Source organism: Pseudomonas sp. TE36184 (assembly GCF_054060055.1).
The window spans coordinates 5,281,589-5,305,221 of the sequence record NZ_JBSSCU010000001.1 but is presented as its reverse complement, the minus strand read 5'-3'; the positions used below and the strand labels follow the sequence as shown (position 1 = coordinate 5,305,221).

The window sequence follows — 23,633 nt, the reverse complement described above, 5'->3', positions numbered from 1 at the left end:
TACCCCTTACTTAGCAGCTTTTTTACGAGGCGCTGGTGCTTGTGGTTTCAGTTCTTCTTGGCGACCACCAATTACTTCGCCTTTGAAGATCCAAACCTTTACACCGATCACACCATAAGTGGTGTGAGCTTCGTAGTTGGCATAGTCGATGTCGGCACGCAGGGTGTGCAGTGGCACACGACCTTCGCGATACCATTCAGTACGTGCGATTTCAGCACCGCCGAGACGACCGCTCACTTGGATTTTGATGCCTTTGGCACCAATACGCATGGCGTTCTGTACGGCGCGCTTCATAGCGCGACGGAACATGACGCGACGCTCCAGCTGCTGAGCTACGCTCTGCGCAACCAGCATACCGTCGAGCTCCGGCTTGCGGATCTCTTCGATATTGATGTGCACAGGCACACCCATTTGCTTGGTCAGGTCCTGACGCAGTTTCTCAACATCTTCACCTTTCTTCCCGATAACGATACCTGGACGAGCGGTGTGGATGGTGATACGTGCAGTTTGTGCCGGACGATGGATATCGATACGGCTTACGGACGCGCTTTTTAGTTTGTCTTGGAGATACTCACGCACCTTCAGATCAGCGAACAAATAGTCCGCATAAGTCCGACCGTCTGCGTACCAGACGGAGGTGTGCTCCTTGACGATTCCCAGGCGAATGCCAATGGGATGTACTTTCTGACCCATCTCTTCGACTCCGTTACTTGTCAGCAACCTTGACAGTGATATGGCAAGACCGCTTGACGATGCGATCAGCACGGCCTTTGGCACGCGGCATGATACGCTTCAGCGAACGCCCTTCGTTGACGAAAACGGTGCTGACCTTCAGGTCATCAACGTCTGCGCCTTCGTTATGCTCGGCGTTGGCTACGGCCGACTCCAGCACTTTCTTCATGATCTCGGCGGCTTTCTTACTGCTGAAAGCCAACAGGTTGAGCGCTTCGCCCACCTTCTTCCCGCGGATCTGGTCGGCGACCAAGCGGGCTTTCTGGGCGGAGATTCGAGCGCCCGACAACTTAGCGGCTACTTCCATTTCCTTACCCCTTAACGCTTGGCTTTCTTGTCTGCCACGTGCCCACGATAAGTGCGGGTACCGGCAAACTCGCCTAGTTTGTGGCCGACCATGTCTTCGTTAACGAGAACTGGGACGTGTTGACGACCGTTGTGTACTGCGATGGTCAGACCGACCATTTGTGGCAGGATCATCGAACGACGCGACCAGGTCTTAACTGGTTTGCGATCGTTCTTTTCCGCCGCCACTTCGATCTTCTTCAGTAGGTGAAGATCAATAAAAGGACCTTTTTTCAGAGAACGTGGCACTGTCGTATCCCTCTATTTACTTGCGACGACGGACGATCATTTTGTCGGTACGCTTATTACCACGAGTCTTCGCGCCCTTAGTCGGGAAGCCCCATGGCGATACCGGATGACGACCACCAGAGGTACGACCTTCACCACCACCGTGTGGGTGGTCAACCGGGTTCATGGCAACACCACGAACGGTTGGGCGAACGCCACGCCAGCGTTTGGCACCAGCTTTACCCAGCGAACGCAGGCTGTGCTCGGAGTTCGAGACTTCACCCAGGGTCGCGCGGCATTCAGCCAGCACTTTACGCATCTCACCAGAACGCAGACGCAGGGTCACGTAGACACCTTCACGAGCGATCAGCTGAGCCGAAGCACCAGCGGAACGAGCGATTTGCGCGCCTTTACCTGGCTTCAATTCGATGCCGTGTACGGTGCTACCAACTGGAATGTTACGCAGTTGCAGAGCGTTGCCCGGCTTGATCGGTGCCAGAGCACCTGCGATCAGCTGGTCACCAGCACTCACGCCTTTAGGGGCGATGATGTAGCGACGCTCGCCATCTGCGTACAGCAGCAGAGCGATGTGAGCAGTACGGTTTGGATCGTATTCGATACGCTCGACAGTGGCAGCGATGCCATCTTTGTCGTTGCGACGGAAGTCGACCAGACGATAATGCTGTTTATGGCCACCACCGATGTGACGAGTGGTAATGCGACCATTGTTGTTACGACCACCAGTCTTCGATTTCTTCTCGAGCAGCGGTGCGTGAGGAGCGCCTTTATGCAGCTCCTGGTTGACCACCTTGACCACAAAACGGCGGCCAGGGGAAGTCGGTTTGCATTTAACGATTGCCATGATGCACCCCTTCCTTACTCAGCACTGCTGCTGAAATCGAGATCTTGGCCTGGCTGAAGGGAGATAACTGCCTTCTTCCAGTCATTACGCTTGCCCAGACCGCGAGCAGTGCGCTTGCTCTTACCCAGAACATTCAGGGTAGTAACACGCTCTACTTTCACGCTGAACAGGCTTTCGACGGCCTTCTTGATTTCCAGCTTGGTTGCGTCAGTTGCAACCTTGAAAACGAACTGGCCTTTCTTGTCAGCCAGAACCGTAGCCTTTTCGGAAACGTGCGGGCCAAGCAGAACTTTAAATACGCGTTCCTGGTTCATCCCAGCAGCTCCTCGAATTTCTTCACGGCCGACACGGTGATCAACACCTTGTCGTATGCGATCAGACTAACTGGATCGGAACCTTGCACGTCACGTACATCAACGTGTGGCAGGTTGCGAGCAGCCAGGTACAGGTTCTGATCAACAGCTTCAGACACGATCAAGACGTCAGTCAGGCCCATGCCGTTCAGCTTGTTCAGCAGATCTTTGGTTTTCGGTGCTTCAACAGCGAAGTCCTGAACCACGACCAGACGATCAGTACGCACGAGTTCAGCAAGGATGGAGCGCAGTGCTGCGCGGTACATCTTCTTGTTGAGCTTCTGAGTGTGATCCTGCGGACGAGCTGCGAAAGTGGTACCGCCGCCGCGCCAGATTGGGCTACGGATAGTACCGGCACGAGCACGGCCAGTACCTTTCTGACGCCAAGGGCGCTTACCGCCACCACGAACGTCGGAACGGGTCTTTTGCTGCTTGCTACCTTGACGGCCGCCGGCCATGTAGGCCACGACTGCTTGGTGAACGAGCGTCTCGTTGAATTCGCCGCCAAATGTCAGTTCGGAAACTTCGATCGCTTGAGCGTCATTTACATTTAATTGCATGTCAGCTTCCCCTTAACCGCGAGCCTTGGCCGCTGGACGTACAACCAGGTTGCCGCCAGTAGCGCCAGGAACAGCACCCTTGACCAACAACAGATTGCGTTCAGCGTCGACGCGCACTACTTCGAGGGACTGCACGGTCACGCGCTCAGCGCCCATATGACCGGACATTTTTTTGCCCTTGAATACACGACCAGGAGTCTGGCACTGGCCAATAGAGCCCGGGACGCGGTGGGAAACGGAGTTACCGTGAGTGTTGTCTTGGCCACGGAAATTCCAACGCTTGATCGTACCCTGGAAGCCTTTACCCTTGGACTGACCGGTTACATCAACCAGTTGACCAGCGGCGAAGATTTCAGCGTTGATCAGATCGCCAGCCTGGTAGTCGCCTTCTTCAAGACGGAACTCCATAACAGTGCGACCAGCTGCAACGTTTGCTTTAGCGAAGTGACCTGCTTGAGCAGCAGTCACGCGCGAAGCACGACGCTCGCCGACAGTGACTTGCACTGCACGATAGCCATCGGTTTCTTCAGTTTTGAACTGGGTGACGCGATTCGGTTCGATCTCAATGACCGTGACCGGAATGGAGACACCTTCTTCGGTGAAAATACGGGTCATACCGCATTTACGACCGACTACACCAATAGTCATGTTGTAAACCTCATGAGTGTACGGGGCTTTCACCCGCTATGGCCGCCCATTTCAGAGCGTTACACGACTAAGACCCAAGTCTTAGCCGAGGCTGATCTGTACTTCCACACCGGCCGCCAGATCAAGCTTCATAAGTGCATCAACGGTTTTATCCGTTGGCTGGACGATGTCCAGTACGCGCTTATGAGTACGGATCTCGTACTGGTCACGCGCGTCTTTGTTGACGTGCGGGGAGACCAGAACGGTGAACCGCTCTTTACGGGTAGGCAGTGGAATTGGACCACGCACTTGAGCACCAGTACGTTTCGCGGTTTCCACGATTTCCTGGGTGGATTGGTCGATCAGGCGATGGTCAAAAGCCTTCAACCTGATACGGATTTGCTGATTTTGCATTGGATTTCAGACTCCGGCTGCTATTCCCAGCGAGCGCAATACGCCCGTTAAAAGGAGGCGCAATTCTATAGACGCCCCAGATAGGTGTCAACCCAATAAAAAAAGCCCCCGCTGAGCGGGGGCTTTTTCAAAACCTCGAAGCTAACTCAAAAAAGAGCTTACTCGATGATTTTAGCTACAACGCCAGCACCAACGGTACGGCCGCCTTCACGGATAGCGAAGCGCAGACCGTCTTCCATTGCGATGGTTTTGATCAGGGTAACAGTCATTTGAATGTTATCGCCTGGCATTACCATTTCAACGCCTTCTGGCAGTTCGCAGTTACCAGTCACGTCAGTAGTACGGAAGTAGAACTGTGGACGGTAGCCTTTGAAGAACGGAGTGTGACGACCGCCTTCTTCCTTGCTCAGAACGTAAACTTCTGCGGTGAACTTGGTGTGCGGCTTAACGGTACCTGGCTTAACCAAAACCTGACCACGTTCAACGTCATCACGCTTGGTGCCGCGCAGCAGTACGCCGCAGTTCTCGCCAGCACGACCTTCGTCGAGCAGCTTGCGGAACATTTCAACACCGGTGCAAGTGGTAACGGTGGTGTCACGCAGACCAACGATTTCCAGCGGGTCTTGAACGCGAACGATACCACGCTCGATACGACCAGTCACAACAGTACCGCGACCCGAGATCGAGAATACGTCTTCGATTGGCATCAGGAATGGCTTGTCGGTCAGACGAACTGGTTCTGGGATGTAGCTGTCCAGAGTTTCAACCAGTTTACGAACGGCAGTGGTGCCCATTTCGTTGTCGTCTTTGCCTTCCAGCGCCATACGAGCAGAACCGATGATGATCGGAGTGTCGTCGCCTGGGAAGTCGTAAGTGCTCAGCAGATCGCGCACTTCCATCTCAACCAGTTCCAGCAGCTCAGCGTCGTCTACCAGGTCAGCCTTGTTCAGGAAAACCACGATGTACGGAACGCCTACCTGACGGGACAGCAGGATGTGCTCACGGGTTTGTGGCATCGGACCATCAGCGGCCGAGCAAACCAGGATCGCGCCGTCCATCTGGGCAGCACCAGTGATCATGTTCTTCACATAGTCAGCGTGACCTGGGCAGTCAACGTGAGCGTAGTGACGAATCTTCGAGTTGTACTCGACGTGCGCGGTGTTGATGGTGATACCACGAGCTTTTTCTTCTGGTGCGCTGTCGATTTTATCGAAATCAACGATTGCGGAACCGAATACTTCGGAGCAAACGCGAGTCAGAGCAGCAGTCAGAGTGGTTTTACCGTGGTCAACGTGACCGATGGTGCCAACGTTGACGTGCGGTAGGGAACGATCAAATTTTTCTTTAGCCACGACAATTAACTCCTTGCCTAAAGGACTGAATCAGCCTTGTTTTTTGGATACAGTTTCAGCGATGTGCGCCGGAGCTGTGTTGTATTTTTTGAATTCCATAGAGTAGCTTGCGCGACCCTGGGACATGGAGCGAACGTCGGTCGCATAACCGAACATCTCACCCAACGGAACCTCGGCGCGAATCACTTTGCCGGAAACCGTGTCTTCCATACCCAAGATCATGCCGCGACGACGGTTAAGGTCGCCCATGACATCACCCATATAGTCTTCAGGTGTAACAACTTCTACCGCCATGATTGGCTCAAGCAACTCACCACCGCCCTTCTGGGCCAGTTGCTTGGTTGCCATGGAAGCAGCCACCTTGAACGCCATCTCGTTGGAGTCGACGTCGTGGTAAGAACCGTCAAAAACGGTTGCTTTCAGGCCGATCAGCGGATAGCCGGCGACAACACCGTTCTTCATCTGCTCTTCGATACCCTTCTGGATAGCAGGGATGTATTCCTTAGGAACAACACCACCTACTACTTCGTTCACGAATTGCAGACCTTCCTGACCTTCGTCAGCAGGAGCAAAACGGATCCAGCAGTGACCGAACTGACCACGACCGCCGGACTGACGAACGAACTTGCCTTCGATTTCACAGTTCTTCGTGATGCGCTCACGATAGGAAACCTGAGGCTTACCGATGTTGGCTTCGACGTTGAACTCACGGCGCATCCGGTCAACCAGGATGTCCAGGTGCAACTCGCCCATGCCGGAGATGATCGTTTGACCAGTCTCTTCATCAGTCTTGACGCGGAAAGATGGATCTTCCTGAGCAAGTTTGCCCAGAGCGATACCCATTTTTTCCTGGTCATCCTTGGTCTTAGGCTCTACGGCAACCGAAATAACCGGCTCCGGGAAGTCCATGCGAACCAGGATGATTGGCTTAGCAGCGTCGCACAAAGTTTCACCAGTGGTGACGTCCTTCATGCCGATCAGGGCCGCGATGTCACCAGCGCGCACTTCCTTGATCTCTTCACGGGCGTTTGCGTGCATTTGCACCATACGACCCACGCGCTCTTTCTTACCTTTAACCGAGTTGATCACGCCGTCGCCGGAGGCCAACACGCCCGAGTAAACGCGGACGAAAGTCAAGGTACCCACGAATGGGTCGGTTGCGATCTTGAACGCCAGAGCCGAGAACGGCTCGCTGTCATCGGCGTGACGCTCCATCTCTTCTTCCTCGTTATCAGGGTTGGTACCCTTGATAGCAGGAATGTCGGTTGGAGCAGGCAGGTAGTCGATAACGGCGTCGAGAACCAGGGGAACACCCTTGTTCTTGAAGGAAGAACCACAAACAGCCAAGACGATCTCACCAGCGATAGTACGCTGACGCAGAGCGGCCTTGATTTCCGCGTTGGTGAGCTCTTCACCTTCGAGGTACTTGTTCATCAGCTCTTCGCTGGCTTCGGCAGCAGCCTCAACCATGTTGTTACGCCATTCGTCAGCCAGCTCCTGCAGTTCAGCAGGGATAGGCTTACGAACAGGAACCATACCTTTGTCGGCGTCATTCCAGTAGACGGCTTCCATGGCGATCAGATCGATCTGGCCCTGGAAGTTATCTTCGGAACCGATTGCCAATTGAATTGGCACCGGAGTGTGACCCAGACGCTGCTTGATCTGACCGATCACGCGCAGGAAGTTGGCACCAGCACGGTCCATCTTGTTTACGTAAACAAGACGTGGAACGCCGTACTTGTTGGCTTGACGCCATACGGTTTCCGACTGAGGCTCAACACCCGAGGTACCGCAGAACACAACGACAGCGCCGTCGAGTACACGCAGGGAACGTTCAACTTCAATGGTGAAGTCTACGTGGCCTGGGGTATCGATAACGTTGAAGCGGTGCTCGTCTTTGTACTGCTTCTCGGAACCTTTCCAGAAGGCGGTAATAGCAGCAGAAGTAATGGTAATACCACGCTCCTGCTCCTGAACCATCCAGTCTGTGGTCGCGGCGCCGTCATGCACCTCGCCCATCTTGTGACTTTTGCCGGTGTAAAAAAGGACGCGCTCGGTGGTGGTGGTTTTACCAGCATCCACGTGAGCAACGATACCAATGTTACGGTAGCGATTAATCGGTGTAGTACGAGCCATAAAGCCCTCGCAAATTGAGTGACGCTGGATTTAGAAGCGGTAGTGCGAGAAAGCCTTGTTAGCTTCAGCCATACGGTGCACGTCTTCACGCTTCTTAACAGCAGCGCCTTTACCTTCAGCAGCGTCCAACAGTTCGCCAGCCAAACGCAGAGCCATAGACTTCTCGCCACGCTTACGGGCGAAGTCTACCAACCAGCGCATTGCCAGGGCGTTACGACGGGACGGACGAACTTCAACCGGAACCTGGTAAGTAGCACCGCCTACACGGCGCGACTTCACTTCGACCAGCGGAGCGATGGCGTCGAGAGCTTTCTCGAAGATTTCCAGGGGGTCGCTGTTCTTGCGTTCTTTAACCTTTTCCAGCGCGCCATAAACGATACGCTCGGCAACGGCTTTCTTGCCGCTTTCCATCACGTGGTTCATGAACTTGGCCAGGATTTGGCTTCCGTATTTTGGATCGTCAAGCACTTCGCGCTTGGCTGCTACGCGTCTTCTTGGCATGGATAAGCCCTCAAACGGTCTTCAGGTTCGCTCGGAATCGGTGCCCTTTCGGGACGCCTCCGACCTTACTCTTATCGACTCAGAAAATAAGATGATTCAGTTTTACAAAAAGCCGCTACTACTTAGGCTTCTTGGTACCGTACTTCGAACGACCCTGGTTACGACCTTTAACGCCGGAAGTATCCAAGGAGCCGCGTACGGTGTGGTAACGAACACCTGGCAAGTCTTTTACACGACCGCCGCGGATCAGTACCACGCTGTGCTCTTGCAGGTTGTGGCCTTCACCGCCGATGTACGAGGAAACCTCGAAACCGTTGGTCAGACGCACACGGCATACTTTACGCAGTGCCGAGTTAGGTTTTTTCGGCGTAGTGGTATACACGCGAGTGCATACGCCACGACGTTGCGGGCAGTTCTGCAGCGCAGGTACGTCGGATTTCTCGACGATACGCTTACGCGGCTGACGTACCAGCTGGTTGATAGTTGCCATCTACTAGCTCCACTGTTGTCTTGCGACGCTATTGTCTTGCAAGAAAAGCAAAATGGCAGGAACGAATTCCCGCCAAATTTAGGGGTACAAGAGTCTAAAGAGGATCTTGCCCCCAGTCAAGGCAAGGCCCCGACCTCCCCTCTCAACGAACCGGGGCAAAACTGCCTCGATCCGACGAATGGGGGCTGCCAGGGCCCAGACTTATTTATCGCAGAACTCAGTTACCGCTTGAGTTCAGCGCTTCGGTCAGTGCAGCTTCCACTTCACTGGCGCTTACGCGCAACGGCTTGTCAGCATCACGGCGGCGCTTGCGCTCGCTGTGGTAAGCCAAACCGGTACCGGCTGGGATCAGACGACCCACAACCACGTTTTCTTTCAGGCCGCGCAGGTAATCGCGCTTGCCGGTTACCGCTGCTTCGGTCAGTACGCGAGTGGTCTCCTGGAAGGAGGCCGCCGAGATGAACGACTCAGTGGACAACGACGCCTTGGTGATACCCAGCAGTACACGAGTAAATTTGGAAACAAATTTCTCGTCGGCTGCCAGACGTTCGTTTTCTACCAGTACGTGAGTCAGTTCCATCTGGTCGCCCTTGATGAAACTGGAATCGCCGGATTCAGCGATTTCAACTTTACGCAGCATCTGACGCAGGATGGTCTCGATGTGCTTATCGTTGATCTTCACGCCTTGCAGACGGTAAACGTCCTGGATCTCGTTAACGATGTACTTGGCCAGCGCACTCACACCCAGCAGACGCAGGATGTCGTGTGGATCGCTCGGACCGTCGGAGATAACTTCGCCGCGGTTTACCTGCTCGCCTTCGAACACGTTCAGGTGACGCCACTTCGGAATCAGCTCTTCATACGGATCGCTACCGTCGTTCGGGGTAATGACCAGACGGCGCTTGCCCTTGGTCTCTTTACCGAACGCGATGGTGCCGCTGACTTCAGCCAGAATCGACGCTTCTTTCGGACGACGAGCTTCGAACAAGTCGGCAACACGCGGCAGACCGCCGGTGATGTCACGGGTCTTCGAAGTCTCTTGCGGGATACGCGCGATAACGTCACCGATCGCGATCTTCGCACCATCCGCCACACCGACCAGGGCGTTGGCTGGCAGGAAGTACTGAGCGATTACGTCAGTGCCTGGCAGCAACAGATCCTTGCCGTTGTCATCGACCATCTTCACGGCAGGACGGATGTCTTTACCGGCAGCTGGACGATCTTTCGCGTCGAGGACTTCAATGTTGGTCATACCGGTCAATTCGTCAGTCTGACGCTTGATCGTGATGCCTTCTTCCATGCCCACGTAGGTCACGGTACCTTTCATTTCGGTAACGATTGGGTGAGTGTGCGGATCCCACTTGGCCACGATTGCGCCAGCGTCGACCTTGTCACCTTCTTTAACCGAAATCACAGCACCATACGGCAGCTTGTAGCGCTCACGCTCACGACCGTAGTCATCAGCGATTGCCAGCTCACCGGAACGGGACACCGCAACCAGGCAACCATCCACTCGCTCAACGTGCTTGAGGTTGTGCAGGCGGACGGTACCGCCGTTCTTCACCTGAACGCTGTCGGCTGCGGAGGTCCGGCTTGCCGCACCACCGATGTGGAATGTACGCATGGTCAGCTGGGTACCCGGCTCACCGATGGACTGGGCAGCGATAACGCCGACCGCTTCACCGATGTTCACCTGGTGACCACGAGCCAAGTCACGGCCATAGCACTTGGCGCAAATGCCGAAGCGGGTTTCGCAGCTGATCGGCGAACGAACGATCACTTCGTCGATGCTGTTGAGTTCGATGAACTCGACCCACTTCTCGTCAACCAGGGTGCCGGCAGGAACGATAATTTCCTCGGTGCCCGGCTTGAATACGTCACGGGCAATAACACGGCCCAATACGCGCTCACCCAGCGGCTCTACAACGTCACCGCCTTCAATGTGCGGTGTCATCAGCAGGCCGTGCTCGGTGCCGCAATCGATCTCGGTTACAACCAGATCTTGTGCAACGTCTACCAGACGACGAGTCAGGTAACCGGAGTTAGCGGTTTTCAACGCGGTATCCGCCAGACCTTTACGAGCACCGTGAGTAGAGATGAAGTACTGAAGTACGCTCAAACCTTCACGGAAGTTCGCAGTAATCGGCGTTTCGATGATGGAACCGTCCGGCTTGGCCATCAGGCCACGCATACCGGCGAGCTGACGGATCTGCGCAGCAGAACCCCGTGCGCCCGAGTCGGCCATCATGTACATCGAGTTGAAAGACTCTTGATCGACTTCTACGCCATGACGGTCGATAACCTTCTCTTTCGAGAGGTTAGCCATCATCGCCTTCGACACTTCATCGTTGGCCTTGGACCAAAGGTCGATCACTTTGTTGTACTTCTCGCCCTGGGTTACCAGGCCGGAGGCGTACTGGCTTTCGATCTCTTTCACTTCATCGGTGGCAGCACTGATGATGCGGGCTTTTTCATCCGGGATAACGAAGTCGTTAACACCGATGGAAACGCCGGAAATGGTCGAATAGGCAAAACCGGTGTACATCAACTGGTCAGCGAAGATCACGGTCTCTTTCAGACCAACCACGCGGTAGCACTGGTTGATCAGCTTGGAGATCGCCTTTTTCTTCATCGGCAGGTTGACGACGTCGTAAGACAAACCTTTTGGCACAACCTGGTACAACAGCGCACGGCCGACAGTGGTGTCGACGATACGGACATTGCTCACGCTGCCGCCGTCACGGTCGTTCACGGTTTCGTGAATCCGCACTTTGACCTTGGCGTGCAGTGCGGCTTCGCCGGCACGGAACACACGGTCAACTTCCTGCAGGTCAGCGAACACACGACCTTCGCCCTTGGCGTTGATCGCTTCACGGGTCATGTAGTACAGACCCAATACAACGTCCTGCGACGGAACGATGATTGGCTCACCGTTAGCTGGCGACAGGATGTTGTTGGTCGACATCATCAACGCACGCGCTTCCAACTGGGCTTCCAGTGTCAGCGGTACGTGCACGGCCATTTGGTCGCCGTCGAAGTCGGCGTTGTACGCAGCACAGACCAGAGGGTGCAGCTGGATAGCCTTACCTTCGATCAGTACCGGTTCAAACGCCTGGATACCCAGACGGTGAAGGGTCGGTGCACGGTTGAGGAGAACCGGGTGTTCGCGGATCACTTCAGCGAGAACGTCCCAAACCTCTGGCAGTTCGCGCTCGACCATTTTCTTGGCCGCTTTGATCGTGGTCGCGAGACCGCGCATTTCCAGCTTGCCGAAGATGAACGGCTTGAACAGCTCAAGGGCCATCTTCTTAGGCAGACCGCACTGGTGCAGACGCAGGGTCGGGCCTACGGTAATTACCGAACGACCGGAGTAGTCAACACGCTTACCGAGCAAGTTCTGACGGAAACGACCTTGCTTACCCTTGATCATGTCAGCCAGGGATTTCAGAGGACGCTTGTTCGAACCGGTGATAGCGCGGCCACGACGACCGTTGTCGAGCAGGGCATCGACGGCTTCTTGCAACATACGCTTTTCGTTGCGCACGATGATGTCCGGAGCGGACAGATCGAGCAGGCGCTTCAAGCGGTTGTTACGGTTGATCACGCGGCGGTACAGGTCGTTGAGGTCGGACGTCGCGAAACGACCACCGTCCAACGGTACCAGCGGACGCAGGTCTGGCGGCAGAACCGGCAGAACGGTCAGCACCATCCACTCTGGCAAGTTGCCGGAACCCTGGAAGGCTTCCATCAACTTCAGACGCTTGGACAGCTTCTTGATTTTGGTTTCGGAGTTGGTTTGCGGAATTTCTTCACGCAGACGGCCAATCTCGTGTTCCAGGTCGATAGCGTGCAGCAGTTCGCGGACAGCTTCGGCACCCATGCGGGCATCGAAATCGTCGCCGAACTCTTCCAGCGCTTCGAAGTACTGCTCGTCGTTCAGCAGCTGACCTTTTTCAAGGGTGGTCATGCCTGGATCGATAACGACATAGCTCTCGAAGTAGAGAACGCGTTCGATATCACGCAGGGTCATGTCCATCAGCAAGCCGATACGGGACGGCAGCGATTTCAGGAACCAGATGTGGGCAACCGGCGAAGCCAGTTCGATGTGCGCCATGCGCTCACGACGAACCTTGGCCAGTGCAACTTCAACGCCGCACTTCTCGCAGATCACACCACGGTGCTTCAAGCGCTTGTACTTACCGCACAGGCACTCGTAATCCTTTACCGGGCCAAAGATCTTGGCGCAGAACAGGCCGTCACGCTCGGGTTTGAACGTACGGTAGTTGATGGTTTCCGGCTTTTTAACTTCACCGAACGACCACGAACGGATCATCTCAGGCGATGCCAGTCCAATACGGATGGCGTCGAACTCTTCGACTTGACCCTGGTTTTTCAGCAAATTCAGTAGGTCTTTCAAGGCCTTTCCTCCTGGCGGAGCAGAGAGCGGGCCAAATAGCCCCGCTCTCGATTCGCGTCACGTGTTATTCGGTTTCCAGATCGATATCGATGCCGAGGGAACGAATTTCTTTGATCAACACGTTGAAGGACTCGGGCATGCCCGGCTCCATACGGTGATCGCCGTCCACGATGTTTTTGTACATCTTGGTCCGACCGTTCACATCGTCCGACTTCACTGTGAGCATTTCTTGCAGAGTGTAAGCAGCACCGTATGCTTCCAGTGCCCAGACCTCCATCTCCCCGAAACGCTGACCACCGAACTGAGCCTTACCACCCAGCGGCTGCTGGGTAACCAGGCTGTACGAACCGGTAGAACGAGCGTGCATCTTGTCGTCTACCAAGTGGTTCAGCTTCAGCATGTACATGTAGCCAACAGTAACCGGGCGCTCGAACTTGTTGCCGGTGCGGCCGTCGAACAGCTGCATCTGGCCGCTTTCGGGCAGGTCTGCCAGTTTCAGCATGGCCTTGATTTCGCTTTCCTTGGCACCGTCGAACACCGGGGTAGCCATTGGAACGCCGCCGCGCAGGTTCTTCGCCAGATCCAGGATTTCCTGGTCGGAGAAGGTATCCAGCTCTTCTTTGCGGCCGCCGATCTCGTTGTAGATCTCGTGCAGGAACTTGCGCAGGTCAGCAACCTTGCGCTGCTCTTCGATCATACGGTTGATCTTCTCGCCCAGACCTTTGGCCGCGAGGCCCAGGTGGGTTTCGAGGATCTGACCAACGTTCATACGCGAAGGTACGCCCAACGGGTTGAGGACGACGTCGACCGGGGTGCCATTGGCATCGTGCGGCATGTCTTCAACCGGCATGATCACGGAGACCACACCCTTGTTACCGTGACGACCGGCCATCTTGTCGCCCGGTTGGATGCGGCGACGGATTGCCAGGTAAACCTTGACGATTTTCAGCACGCCTGGAGCCAGGTCATCGCCCTGCTGCAGTTTGCGCTTCTTGTCTTCGAACTTGTCGTCCAGCAGACGGCGGCGATCGACGATGTAGGCCTGGGCCTTCTCGAGCTGCTCGTTCAGAGCGTCTTCAGCCATGCGCAGTTTGAACCACTGGCCGTGCTCAAGACCGTCGAGGACTTCGTCGGTGATGTCCTGACCTTTCTTCAGGCCCGCGCCGCCTTCGGCCTTGTGGCCTACCAGAGCGGAACGCAGACGTTCGAAGGTCGCGCCTTCAACGATACGGAACTCTTCGTTCAGGTCCTTGCGGATCTCGTCGAGCTGGGTCTTCTCGATGGACAGTGCACGAGCATCACGCTCAACGCCGTCGCGGGTGAAGACCTGTACGTCGATGACAGTACCTTTGGTACCGGTCGGTACGCGCAGGGAGGTGTCTTTAACGTCGCTGGCTTTTTCACCGAAGATGGCACGCAACAGCTTCTCTTCCGGAGTCAGTTGGGTCTCGCCTTTCGGAGTGACCTTACCGACCAGGATGTCGCCTGCGCCAACTTCAGCACCTACGTAAACGATACCGGCTTCGTCCAGCTTGTTCAGTGCAGCTTCACCCACGTTCGGGATGTCTGCAGTGATTTCCTCTGGCCCAAGCTTGGTATCACGCGCCACACAGGTCAGTTCCTGGATGTGGATCGTGGTGAAGCGGTCTTCTTGAACCACACGCTCGGACAGGCAGATGGAGTCTTCGAAGTTGAAGCCGTTCCATGCCATGAACGCGATACGCATGTTCTGGCCCAGCGCCAGTTCACCCATGTCGGTGGACGGGCCGTCAGCCATGATGTCGCTGCGCTGAACGCGATCACCCTTACGCACCAGCGGACGCTGGTTGATGCAGGTGTTCTGGTTCGAGCGGGTGTATTTGGTCAGGTTGTAGATGTCGACACCGGCTTCGCCAGTTTCAACTTCGTCATCGGCAACACGCACCACGATACGGCTGGCATCAACGGAGTCGATCACGCCGCCACGACGAGCCACGACGCAAACGCCGGAGTCACGGGCTACGTTACGCTCCATGCCGGTACCTACCAGCGGCTTGTCAGCACGCAGGGTCGGTACAGCTTGACGCTGCATGTTGGAACCCATCAACGCACGGTTGGCGTCATCGTGCTCCAGGAACGGGATCAGCGACGCGGCGACCGAAACTACCTGCTTGGGCGATACGTCCATCAAGGTGACGTCTTCCGGCGCCTTGACGGTGAACTCGTTCAAGTGACGAACAGCTACCAGCTCGTCGACCAGGACTTTCTTCTCGTTCATCGTGGCCGAAGCCTGAGCGATCACGTGATCGGCTTCTTCGATGGCGGACAGGAATACGATCTCGTCGGTGACCAGAGCGTCTTTCACCACACGGTACGGGCTCTCAAGGAAGCCGTACTGGTTGGTGCGCGCATAGGCGGCCAGGGAGTTGATCAGACCGATGTTCGGACCTTCCGGCGTTTCGATCGGGCAAACACGACCGTAGTGCGTCGGGTGTACGTCACGGACTTCGAAGCCAGCACGCTCACGGGTCAGACCGCCCGGGCCCAGTGCAGATACACGGCGCTTGTGGGTGATCTCGGAGAGCGGGTTGTTCTGGTCCATGAACTGCGAGAGCTGGCTGGAACCGAAGAACTCTTTCACCGCCGCAGCCACTGGCTTGGCGTTGATCAGGTCTTGCGGCATCAGGCCTTCGCTTTCAGCCATCGACAGACGCTCTTTGACCGCACGCTCAACACGTACCAGGCCAACGCGGAACTGGTTCTCGGCCATTTCGCCTACGCAGCGAACACGACGGTTACCCAGGTGGTCGATGTCATCGACGATGCCTTTGCCGTTACGGATGTCGACCAGAGTCTTCAGGACCGCAACGATGTCTTCCTTGCACAGCACGCCCGAACCTTCGATCTCGGTACGACCGATACGACGGTTGAACTTCATCCGGCCGACCGCAGACAGGTCATAGCGCTCAGGGCTGAAGAACAGGTTGTTGAACAGGGTTTCGGCAGCGTCTTTGGTCGGTGGCTCGCCAGGACGCATCATGCGATAGATCTCGACCAGCGCTTCCAATTGGTTGCTGGTGGAGTCGATCTTCAGGGTGTCGGAGACGAACGGACCGCAGTCGATATCGTTGGTGTACAAGGTCTCGATGCGAACAACCTGGGCCTTGGCGATTTTTGCCAGGATCTCGGTGTTCAGCTCGGTGTTGCACTCAGCCAGGATTTCGCCTGTGGCCGGGTGAACGATAACCTTGGCGGTCGTGCGACCCAGGACGTAGTCCAGAGGCACTTCCAGCGACTTGATACCGGCTTTTTCGATCTGGTTGATGTGGCGCGCAGTGATACGGCGGCCGGCTTCAACGATGACCTTGCCATTTTCGTCCTGGATGTCCAGGACAGCAATTTCACCACGCAGACGCGAAGCGATCAGTTCCAGGCTGAGGGTTTCGTCCTTCAGGCTGAACACGTTGGTGGTGTAGAAAGCATCAAGCACTTGCTCAGTGGTATAGCCGAGCGCGCGCAGCAGTACCGAGGCCGGCAGCTTGCGACGACGGTCGATACGCACGAACACGCAGTCTTTCGGGTCGAACTCGAAGTCCAACCACGAACCACGGTACGGAATGATCCGCGCGGAGTACAGGAGCTTGCCGGAGCTGTGCGTCTTGCCGCGGTCGTGGTCGAAGAACACGCCCGGGGAACGGTGCAGCTGGGAAACGATAACACGCTCGGTACCGTTGATAACGAAGGTACCGTTTTCAGTCATCAGTGGGATTTCGCCCATGTAGACTTCTTGCTCTTTGATGTCCTTGATCGCTTTGTTCGACGATTCTTTGTCGAAAATGATCAGACGGACTTTTACCCGCAAAGGTACGGCGTACGTAACACCGCGCAACACGCATTCTTTGACATCAAATGCCGGTTCGCCCAGGCGATAACCGACGTACTCCAGCGCAGCATTGCCGGAGTAGCTGATGATCGGGAAAACGGATTTGAAGGCCGCATGCAGGCCCACGTCGCGGAACTGATCTTTGGTCGCTCCCGCCTGCAAGAATTCACGATACGAATCCAGCTGGATAGCCAGAAGGTACGGGACATCCATGACGTCCGGCAACTTGCTAAAGTCCTTGCGGATACGTTTTTTCTCAGTATATGAGTAAGCCATCAGCGTTCCCCAGCTTGGTCACCTGCTTGTTTGGCCCTCCCGACGGGAGCAGCCAGAAAATCTTGCAAACCCCTTGGTTTGCACCACCGCACCGGGTGGCTACAGCACGTTAATGGCGGCGACCGAGTCGACAGCCAAGAACGGAAAAAGGCCGGTGGCAAGAGCCACCAGCCATCAGCCTTCAGCTTAACGCTTGGGCTGGAGACGCAAGGTCGATGCTTACTTCAGCTCGACTTTAGCGCCTGCTTCTTCCAGAGATGCTTTGGCTTTGTCAGCTGCGTCTTTGGCAACAGCTTCCAGAACCAAGGCAGGAGCGCCGTCAACTACAGCCTTGGCTTCTTTCAGGCCCAGACCGGTCAGTTCACGAACTGCCTTGATCACGTTTACTTTCTTCTCGCCAGCTTCCAGCAGCATGACGTTGAATTCGGTTTGCTCTTCAGCAACAGCAGCAACAGCGGCTGGGCCAGCGGAAGCAGCGGCAGCGGAAACGCCGAATTTTTCTTCGAAAGCTTTGATCAGCTCAACAACCTGCAGAACCGACATTTCAGCTACGGCGTTGAGGATATCTTCTTGGGAGATAGACATTACTGTATTTCCTGAATTGGGGGACGGCCTACGCGGCCATCGAAATAAACAAAAATACGCGAGAGAAAATGCTCAGCCTTAGGCTGCGGCAGCTTCTTTTTGCTCGCGAACTGCAGCCAGAGTACGAGCCAGCTTGCTGGTAGCGCCTTGAATCACGCTCATCAGTTGCGAAATAGCTTCGTCACGGGTCGGCAGTGTTGCCAGTACGTCGATTTGGTTAGCTGCGAGGAACTTGCCCTCGAACGCAGCTGCCTTGATCTCGAACTTGTCCTGACTCTTGGCGAACTCTTTGAACAAACGGGCAGCAGCGCCTGGATGTTCTTTGGAGAACGCGATCAGAGTCGGGCCGGTGAACACGTCGTTGAGGACACTGTATTCAGTGTCAGCAACAGCGCGCTTGAGCAGGGTGTTACGTACAACACGTACGTATACGCCAGCTTCACGAGCCTCTTTACGGAGTCCGGTCATAGCGCCTACTGTCACACCACGGGCATCAGCCACGACAGCGGACAGAGCAGCTTTGGCAGCCTCGTTGACTTCAGCGACGATGGCCTTCTTGTCTTCGAGATTAATTGCCACGGGTTTAACTCCTGCTTGTTACCGTTTCATCTGGCCGAAGCCGGATGTCGTTTTGGTGTCTGATTCGGTAAGGAACCGGGAGCACCATCTGCGTAGGCTTGAGGTTTAAGACTTGCGTCGCCTACGGTCTTGGATAGCCCCCGCCAGGCAGGGACCCCAATTTTTTCAATTGGCGCGATCGCTCACGCCAACTTGTGTCTTATACGTCCAGCGAGCCTTGGTCGATGACCAGACCTGGGCCCATAGTGGTGCTCAGGGTAACGCGCTTGACGTAGATGCCTTTCGAGGAAGCTGGTTTGATACGCTTCAGATCAGCGATCAGGGCTTCAACGTTTTCCTTCAGCTTGACGGCATCGAAGCCGACTTTGCCAACGGAAGTGTGAATGATGCCGTTTTTGTCGGTGCGATAACGAACCTGACCAGCCTTGGCGTTTTTAACCGCGGTAGCGACGTCTGGGGTTACGGTGCCGACTTTTGGGTTAGGCATCAGGCCACGTGGACCAAGGATCTGACCCAACTGACCTACAACGCGCATTGCATCCGGGGAAGCAATAACGACGTCATAGTTCAGGTCGCCGCCTTTCATTTCGGCAGCCAGGTCGTCCATGCCAACGCGATCGGCGCCGGCGGCCAGAGCAGCTTCAGCTGCTGGACCTTGGGTGAAGACAGCAACACGTACAGTCTTGCCAGTACCGTGTGGCAGCACAGTAGCGCTACGAACGACCTGGTCGGATTTACGTGGGTCAACACCCAGGTTCACAGCAACGTCAACCGACTCGCTGAACTTGACAGTCGACAGCTCGGTCAGCAGGGCAGCAGCGTCTACAAAGTTGTAGGCCTTGCCTGCTTCGATTTTGCCGGCGATAGCCTTTTGGCGCTTGGTCAGCTTAGCCATTACACACCCTCCACGTTAAGGCCCATGCTACGAGCAGAACCGGCGATGGTACGCACGGCTGCATCCATATCAGCTGCAGTCAGATCCGCGTTTTTGGTTTTCGCGATTTCTTCCAGCTGAGCACGAGTCACGGTGCCAACCTTAACGGTGTTAGGACGAGCGGAACCGCTAGTCAGACCAGCAGCTTTCTTCAACAGAACCGAAGCCGGGGTCGACTTGGTTTCGAAGGTGAAGCTACGGTCGCTGTATACAGTGATGATCACTGGAGTCGGCAGACCTGGCTCAAGACCCTGAGTACGGGCGTTGAAGGCCTTGCAGAATTCCATGATGTTCACGCCGTGCTGACCCAGAGCTGGACCGACGGGTGGGCTAGGGTTGGCCTGAGCGGCCTTCACTTGCAGCTTGATGTAAGCGGTAATCTTCTTGGCCATGAGGCACTCCAATTACGGGTTCGAACGCCTCGAAAGGCTCCCCGGTTACTTGCGCGTTTATCCCAGTGACGACAAAACCCCACAGCCTAGGCTGCGGGGTTGGGATGCTTGCTCAGTTAGACCTTTTCGACCTGACTGAACTCCAACTCTACCGGAGTAGAGCGTCCGAAAATGAGCACTGCCACTTGGATCCGGCTCTTTTCGTAGTTAACTTCTTCGACGGTGCCGTTGAAATCAGCAAACGGACCATCGGTGACACGAACAACCTCACCTGGCTCGAACAACGTCTTCGGCTTAGGCTTGTCGCTACCGTCAGCAACACGACGCAGAATCGCTTCTGCTTCTTTGTCGGTGATCGGAGCAGGCTTATCGGCAGTACCGCCAATGAAGCCCATGACACGAGGGGTATCCTTGACCAAGTGCCAAGTACCTTCATTCATGTCCATCTGAACCAGCACGTAGCCTGGGAAGAACTTGCGTTCACTCTTGCGCTTCTGCCCATTCCGCATTTCAACCACTTCTTCAGTGGGAACCAGAATTTCGCCGAAGCCATCTTCCATGCCTGCCAGCTTTACGCGCTCCAGCAAAGAGCGCATAACATGCTTCTCGTAACCCGAGTAAGCATGCACAACGTACCAACGCTTAGCCACGGGACACCCTTAGCCAACAATCAAGGAAACAAGCCAGCCGAGCAGGGAATCAAGCCCCCACAACAGCAACGCCATAACCAGAACAACAGCCACAACAATCAACGTGGTCTGCGTGGTTTCTTGGCGAGTCGGCCAAACGACTTTACGAATTTCGGTGCGAGCTTCCTTTACCAGGACCGCGAAAGACTTGCCTTTGGCAGTCTGCAGGCCTACAAAGGCAGCTACAGCAGCGAGGGCGAGCAAAGCGAGTACGCGGTACAGGATCGGCGAAGCAGAATAGTACTGATTGCCAACAACGCCTACGACCACCAATGCGACTACAGCGAGCCACTTGACCAGATCGAAACGAGAGCTTTGAGCTTCAGCCTTAGGAGTCATCTATGAAGATCCTGTGAAAAGAAAGCCAGATACACCACGTGAATCTGGCAGGTCAGGAGGGAATCGAACCCCCAACCTACGGTTTTGGAGACCGTCGCTCTGCCAATTGAGCTACTGACCTAAAACAAAATCAGGCCGACCATTATGCAGGCCTGAAAAAGACTTTACAACAGCCAACCCCTAGAGACTTGAAACCAACCGGCGAAAACGCCCGTTACAACAGAATCAAGCCGAGATAGCCGTTAAAACAAAGGCAGATATTTTCATATCTGCCTTGTTATATGGAGCTCTTGAGCGGATTTGAACCGCTGACCTCACCCTTACCAAGGGTGTGCTCTACCAACTGAGCTACAAGAGCAAAACACGCTGCACAACCTGCAAACTTGGAGCGGGTAGCGGGAATCGAACCCGCATCATCAGCTTGGAAGGCTGAGGTTCTACCACTAAACTATACCCGCGGAGCTTGCAGCTCACGCTAAAAATGGTGGAGGGGGAAGGATTCGAACCTTCGAAGTCGTAGACGTCAGATTTACAGTCTGATCCCTTTGGCCGCTCGGGAACCCCTCCTAAGCGAGCCGGCATTCTACATCATGCCAGCCTTCTGTCAAGCATTTTCTCATTAAAAATATGAGGTTAGCTGCGTTGACCTTCGCTTCACACTGTAGGCCTTAAAGGTCTTCACTGCGAAGCGGGCGCCATTCTATGCAAACTATTCGAGAGTTGCAATGCCTTCGCACAGCATTATTTTATGTTTTAACTCATTGAATTCCTTAGCAAGGTTTTCAAACGGCAGATCCTCAGCCAGACGCCGGCTTTCAGGGGCCACACGAAGCCAGTAACCGGACGCCTCAGGTGTGCTCAACAGTTGAACCTTGACCTTTATATCCAGGCTCGTGAGGCGCTGCTCAAGCGACTGCGCCTGGCGCTGGTCGGCAAAGCCGCCGATGTATAAGCAGGTATTCTGCGCCTCGGGCGCTTTTGCTCGGTCACGCCGGGACACCGAGTCCGAGGACTCGCTTAGCAGCCGAATATCCTGCTGAGGGCCACGATACAGACTCAGGGGCGTGACATCCTTGGCGCGCAACGGCGCCTCTTGCTGATGCCAAACGTAATAGAAGGCATTAAGAACGAGTAAAAGTAAAAACAGCCAACGCATAAACACCTCAGGACAATGGACACGCCATGGCCAGACCAACGAAAACCAGGTCCGGGATCAACCGCGCCTGCGGCACGGCGTCCGAGACCAGATCAGCATCCCCACCCGTCAGGAATACGGTGAAATCATCACCCCAGTAGCTTCGGGCCAACTCGAGCTGGGTCAACACGAAGCCCCTGAGCATCAGCGTACAACCACGCTCGACAGCCTCCGCGGTCGTGCGCCCGGGGGAGAGCCGCTCCAGGGCACGCTCAGCCGCCGCGTCGTCGTAGCGTATCTTGCGGGTGTGCGTGCGCAACTGGTTGCGCATCAACGGCATGCCGGGGCAAATGAAGCCGCCCAGGTGCTGACCGTCTGCCGCGATGAAATCGGCGGTGGCTGCGGTACCAAAATCGAGTACCAGGCACGCGCCCGAAGCCAACTTGAAGCCACCCAGCATCGCCAGCCAGCGATCAAGACCAAGGCGTTCGAAGTCTTGGTAGCCATTGCGCACGCCAGCCATCTCACGCGCGGGGACAGCACAGGAGACGACAACACCGAAAGCCCCTTGCAAAGCCTCGACCAGCTTATTGGTCTCTTCTGAAGCCCGAACACTCACCAATCGGCAACGCGCCAACGACAGGCCTGGTAGCGCTGCCAGGCTTTCGATCAATGCGAGGTCCGACCCCACAACACCTTCGGCGCAAGCTTTCGCCTGATCCGATTCAAGTACGCGCCATTTGATAAAGCTATTCCCACAGTCGAGCTCAAGAATCATCACGCAACCTCAGGCTTAGCTCACCACCGCTGTATATTTTTTCAACACCATCGACGCTCAAACGCAACGCACCCTGGCGGTCGACCCCCAGAACCACCCCGTCAACCTGATTGACTCCAGCAATGAGGGACACCGCCCTGCCCTGCCACAAGTGATTCTGCTCCCACTCCTCCTGAAGCGCCGCAAAGCCGGAGGCGGCGTGTCGCTCCAAGTAACGTTGCAACTGCAGCCCCAACCGCGCCACCAGTAGATTGCGATCTACGGGAGAGCCCGTTTCAAGCTGCACCGACGTCCACTGCTGATCGATTGCCGCGACTTTCTGCATATTTACGTTGATGCCGATCCCGAGCACAACGTGGCAGATATCAGCAGGATCGCCGACCAACTCCAGCAGGATACCGGCAATTTTCTTCTGCCCCACCAAGACATCGTTTGGCCATTTCAAGGCGGCTCCTTGCACGCCCGACTCGCGCAAGGCCTGCATGACCGCAAGCCCCACAACCAGGCTCAACCCCTCTAGCTGCCGCAGACCGCCTTCGATGCGCAGCACGAGGCTGTAATACACATTCTGAGCGAACGGGCTGACCCACTTGCGCCCCCGTCGACCTCGCCCGGCGCTCTGCTGCTCGGCGAGCACCAGGAATGGTGCCGCGCAACCCGCATCGACAAGGCGCAAGGCTTCAGCATTGGTGGAGTCAATGGAATCGGATATGTGGACGGGCCACGCCAGAGAAGGCGCCTTCAGCGCGATGTCTTCGGCATTCAAGAACACCAGCGGCGATGCCAATTGGTACCCCCTGCCACGCACTTTGTGGATGGGCAGGTTTAACTCAGCCTCAAGATGCTGAAGCTGCTTCCATACAGCACTGCGACTGACGCCCAGGGCAGCGCCCAGCGCTTCCCCGGAGTGGAATCGACCATCTTTCAGAAGTTTTAACAACGTCAGCATGCAAGTATCGCCTCACAATGAGGCACGCATGATAGCCATGCGCAGGGTCATTGCATAGAAAGGCCGGGCCTTAGCACTGACGTCCGTCGCAAAGAGCC

23 protein-coding genes and 4 tRNA genes are annotated in these 23,633 nt (G+C 55.6%); all 27 read right to left on the bottom strand.

Translation table 11 applies throughout. The features are described 5' to 3' along the window. Positions 1–6: 6 nt before the first annotated feature. Positions 7–693, bottom strand: a complete 687-nt coding sequence (gene rpsC / locus ACVWZP_RS23860) for a 30S ribosomal protein S3 (protein ID WP_003176422.1) — start codon at positions 691–693, stop codon at positions 7–9. Between the two features lie 13 nt (positions 694–706). Next, complete coding sequence (gene rplV / locus ACVWZP_RS23855) at positions 707–1,039, bottom strand: 50S ribosomal protein L22 (protein ID WP_003103908.1); 333 nt, start codon at positions 1,037–1,039, stop codon at positions 707–709. A gap of 11 nt (positions 1,040–1,050) precedes the next feature. Further along, positions 1,051–1,326 carry a 30S ribosomal protein S19 gene (gene rpsS / locus ACVWZP_RS23850; protein WP_002555486.1) on the bottom strand — a complete coding sequence of 92 codons (276 nt, stop codon included), beginning with the start codon at positions 1,324–1,326 and terminating at the stop codon, positions 1,051–1,053. Positions 1,327–1,342: 16 nt separating this feature from the next. Beyond that, complete coding sequence (gene rplB / locus ACVWZP_RS23845) at positions 1,343–2,167, bottom strand: 50S ribosomal protein L2 (RefSeq protein WP_003210080.1); 825 nt, start codon at positions 2,165–2,167, stop codon at positions 1,343–1,345. A 14-nt stretch (positions 2,168–2,181) separates the two neighbouring features. Next, positions 2,182–2,481 carry a 50S ribosomal protein L23 gene (rplW, locus tag ACVWZP_RS23840; RefSeq protein ID WP_002555488.1) on the bottom strand — a complete coding sequence of 100 codons (300 nt, stop codon included), beginning with the start codon at positions 2,479–2,481 and terminating at the stop codon, positions 2,182–2,184. Then, entirely contained in the window at positions 2,478–3,080 is a 603-nt protein-coding gene (rplD, locus tag ACVWZP_RS23835; RefSeq protein WP_003210082.1) for a 50S ribosomal protein L4, read from the bottom strand. Before rplD ends, rplW begins: the two co-directional genes overlap by 4 nt. 12 nt (positions 3,081–3,092) lie before the next feature. After that, positions 3,093–3,728 carry a 50S ribosomal protein L3 gene (rplC, locus tag ACVWZP_RS23830; RefSeq protein ID WP_007253310.1) on the bottom strand — a complete coding sequence of 212 codons (636 nt, stop codon included), beginning with the start codon at positions 3,726–3,728 and terminating at the stop codon, positions 3,093–3,095. An 81-nt stretch (positions 3,729–3,809) separates the two neighbouring features. Beyond that, on the bottom strand, positions 3,810–4,121 hold the full coding sequence (rpsJ, locus tag ACVWZP_RS23825; protein WP_003186070.1) for a 30S ribosomal protein S10: 312 nt from the start codon (positions 4,119–4,121) through the stop codon (positions 3,810–3,812). 158 nt (positions 4,122–4,279) lie between these two features. After that, positions 4,280–5,473, bottom strand: a complete 1,194-nt coding sequence (gene tuf, locus ACVWZP_RS23820) for an elongation factor Tu (RefSeq protein ID WP_017848801.1) — start codon at positions 5,471–5,473, stop codon at positions 4,280–4,282. A gap of 30 nt (positions 5,474–5,503) precedes the next feature. After that, entirely contained in the window at positions 5,504–7,609 is a 2,106-nt protein-coding gene (gene fusA, locus ACVWZP_RS23815) for an elongation factor G (protein WP_017848800.1), read from the bottom strand. 30 nt (positions 7,610–7,639) lie between these two features. Then, complete coding sequence (gene rpsG / locus ACVWZP_RS23810) at positions 7,640–8,110, bottom strand: 30S ribosomal protein S7 (RefSeq protein WP_002555493.1); 471 nt, start codon at positions 8,108–8,110, stop codon at positions 7,640–7,642. 118 nt (positions 8,111–8,228) lie between these two features. Next, positions 8,229–8,600, bottom strand: coding sequence for a 30S ribosomal protein S12 (rpsL, locus tag ACVWZP_RS23805; RefSeq protein ID WP_002555494.1), 372 nt, complete (start codon positions 8,598–8,600; stop codon positions 8,229–8,231). Between the two features lie 217 nt (positions 8,601–8,817). Beyond that, a complete protein-coding gene (rpoC, locus tag ACVWZP_RS23800) occupies positions 8,818–13,017 on the bottom strand; it encodes a DNA-directed RNA polymerase subunit beta' (protein WP_017848799.1) in 4,200 nt (1,399 codons plus the stop codon). A gap of 64 nt (positions 13,018–13,081) precedes the next feature. After that, positions 13,082–17,155 (bottom strand): DNA-directed RNA polymerase subunit beta, encoded by a 4,074-nt coding sequence (gene rpoB / locus ACVWZP_RS23795; protein ID WP_017848798.1) that lies wholly within the window; start codon positions 17,153–17,155, stop codon positions 13,082–13,084. Positions 17,156–17,374: 219 nt separating this feature from the next. Beyond that, on the bottom strand, positions 17,375–17,740 hold the full coding sequence (gene rplL, locus ACVWZP_RS23790; RefSeq protein WP_057005470.1) for a 50S ribosomal protein L7/L12: 366 nt from the start codon (positions 17,738–17,740) through the stop codon (positions 17,375–17,377). Positions 17,741–17,818: 78 nt separating this feature from the next. After that, positions 17,819–18,319, bottom strand: coding sequence for a 50S ribosomal protein L10 (rplJ, locus tag ACVWZP_RS23785; protein ID WP_016969477.1), 501 nt, complete (start codon positions 18,317–18,319; stop codon positions 17,819–17,821). Positions 18,320–18,518: 199 nt separating this feature from the next. Continuing rightward, complete coding sequence (rplA, locus tag ACVWZP_RS23780; RefSeq protein ID WP_003232403.1) at positions 18,519–19,214, bottom strand: 50S ribosomal protein L1; 696 nt, start codon at positions 19,212–19,214, stop codon at positions 18,519–18,521. Further along, positions 19,214–19,645 carry a 50S ribosomal protein L11 gene (gene rplK, locus ACVWZP_RS23775; protein ID WP_003176435.1) on the bottom strand — a complete coding sequence of 144 codons (432 nt, stop codon included), beginning with the start codon at positions 19,643–19,645 and terminating at the stop codon, positions 19,214–19,216. The genes rplA and rplK overlap by 1 nt, the downstream gene beginning before the upstream one ends. A 116-nt stretch (positions 19,646–19,761) precedes the next feature. After that, entirely contained in the window at positions 19,762–20,295 is a 534-nt protein-coding gene (nusG, locus tag ACVWZP_RS23770; RefSeq protein WP_003176436.1) for a transcription termination/antitermination protein NusG, read from the bottom strand. Positions 20,296–20,304: 9 nt separating this feature from the next. Then, positions 20,305–20,673: a preprotein translocase subunit SecE gene (gene secE / locus ACVWZP_RS23765; RefSeq protein ID WP_003194658.1), complete on the bottom strand. Its 369-nt coding sequence runs from the start codon at positions 20,671–20,673 to the stop codon at positions 20,305–20,307. Positions 20,674–20,718: 45 nt separating this feature from the next. Beyond that, positions 20,719–20,794, bottom strand: a tRNA-Trp gene (locus ACVWZP_RS23760). A gap of 161 nt (positions 20,795–20,955) precedes the next feature. Continuing rightward, positions 20,956–21,031 (bottom strand) — tRNA-Thr (locus ACVWZP_RS23755). Between the two features lie 26 nt (positions 21,032–21,057). Then, a tRNA-Gly gene (locus ACVWZP_RS23750) sits at positions 21,058–21,131 on the bottom strand. A 24-nt stretch (positions 21,132–21,155) separates the two neighbouring features. Next, a tRNA-Tyr gene (locus ACVWZP_RS23745) sits at positions 21,156–21,240 on the bottom strand. Positions 21,241–21,382: 142 nt separating this feature from the next. Beyond that, positions 21,383–21,829: a hypothetical protein gene (locus tag ACVWZP_RS23740; protein WP_017848796.1), complete on the bottom strand. Its 447-nt coding sequence runs from the start codon at positions 21,827–21,829 to the stop codon at positions 21,383–21,385. 7 nt (positions 21,830–21,836) lie between these two features. Beyond that, positions 21,837–22,586: a pantothenate kinase gene (locus ACVWZP_RS23735; RefSeq protein WP_017848795.1), complete on the bottom strand. Its 750-nt coding sequence runs from the start codon at positions 22,584–22,586 to the stop codon at positions 21,837–21,839. Next, a complete protein-coding gene (birA, locus tag ACVWZP_RS23730; protein ID WP_017848794.1) occupies positions 22,576–23,535 on the bottom strand; it encodes a bifunctional biotin--[acetyl-CoA-carboxylase] ligase/biotin operon repressor BirA in 960 nt (319 codons plus the stop codon). The genes ACVWZP_RS23735 and birA overlap by 11 nt, the downstream gene beginning before the upstream one ends. Between the last annotated feature and the right edge of the window lie 98 nt (positions 23,536–23,633).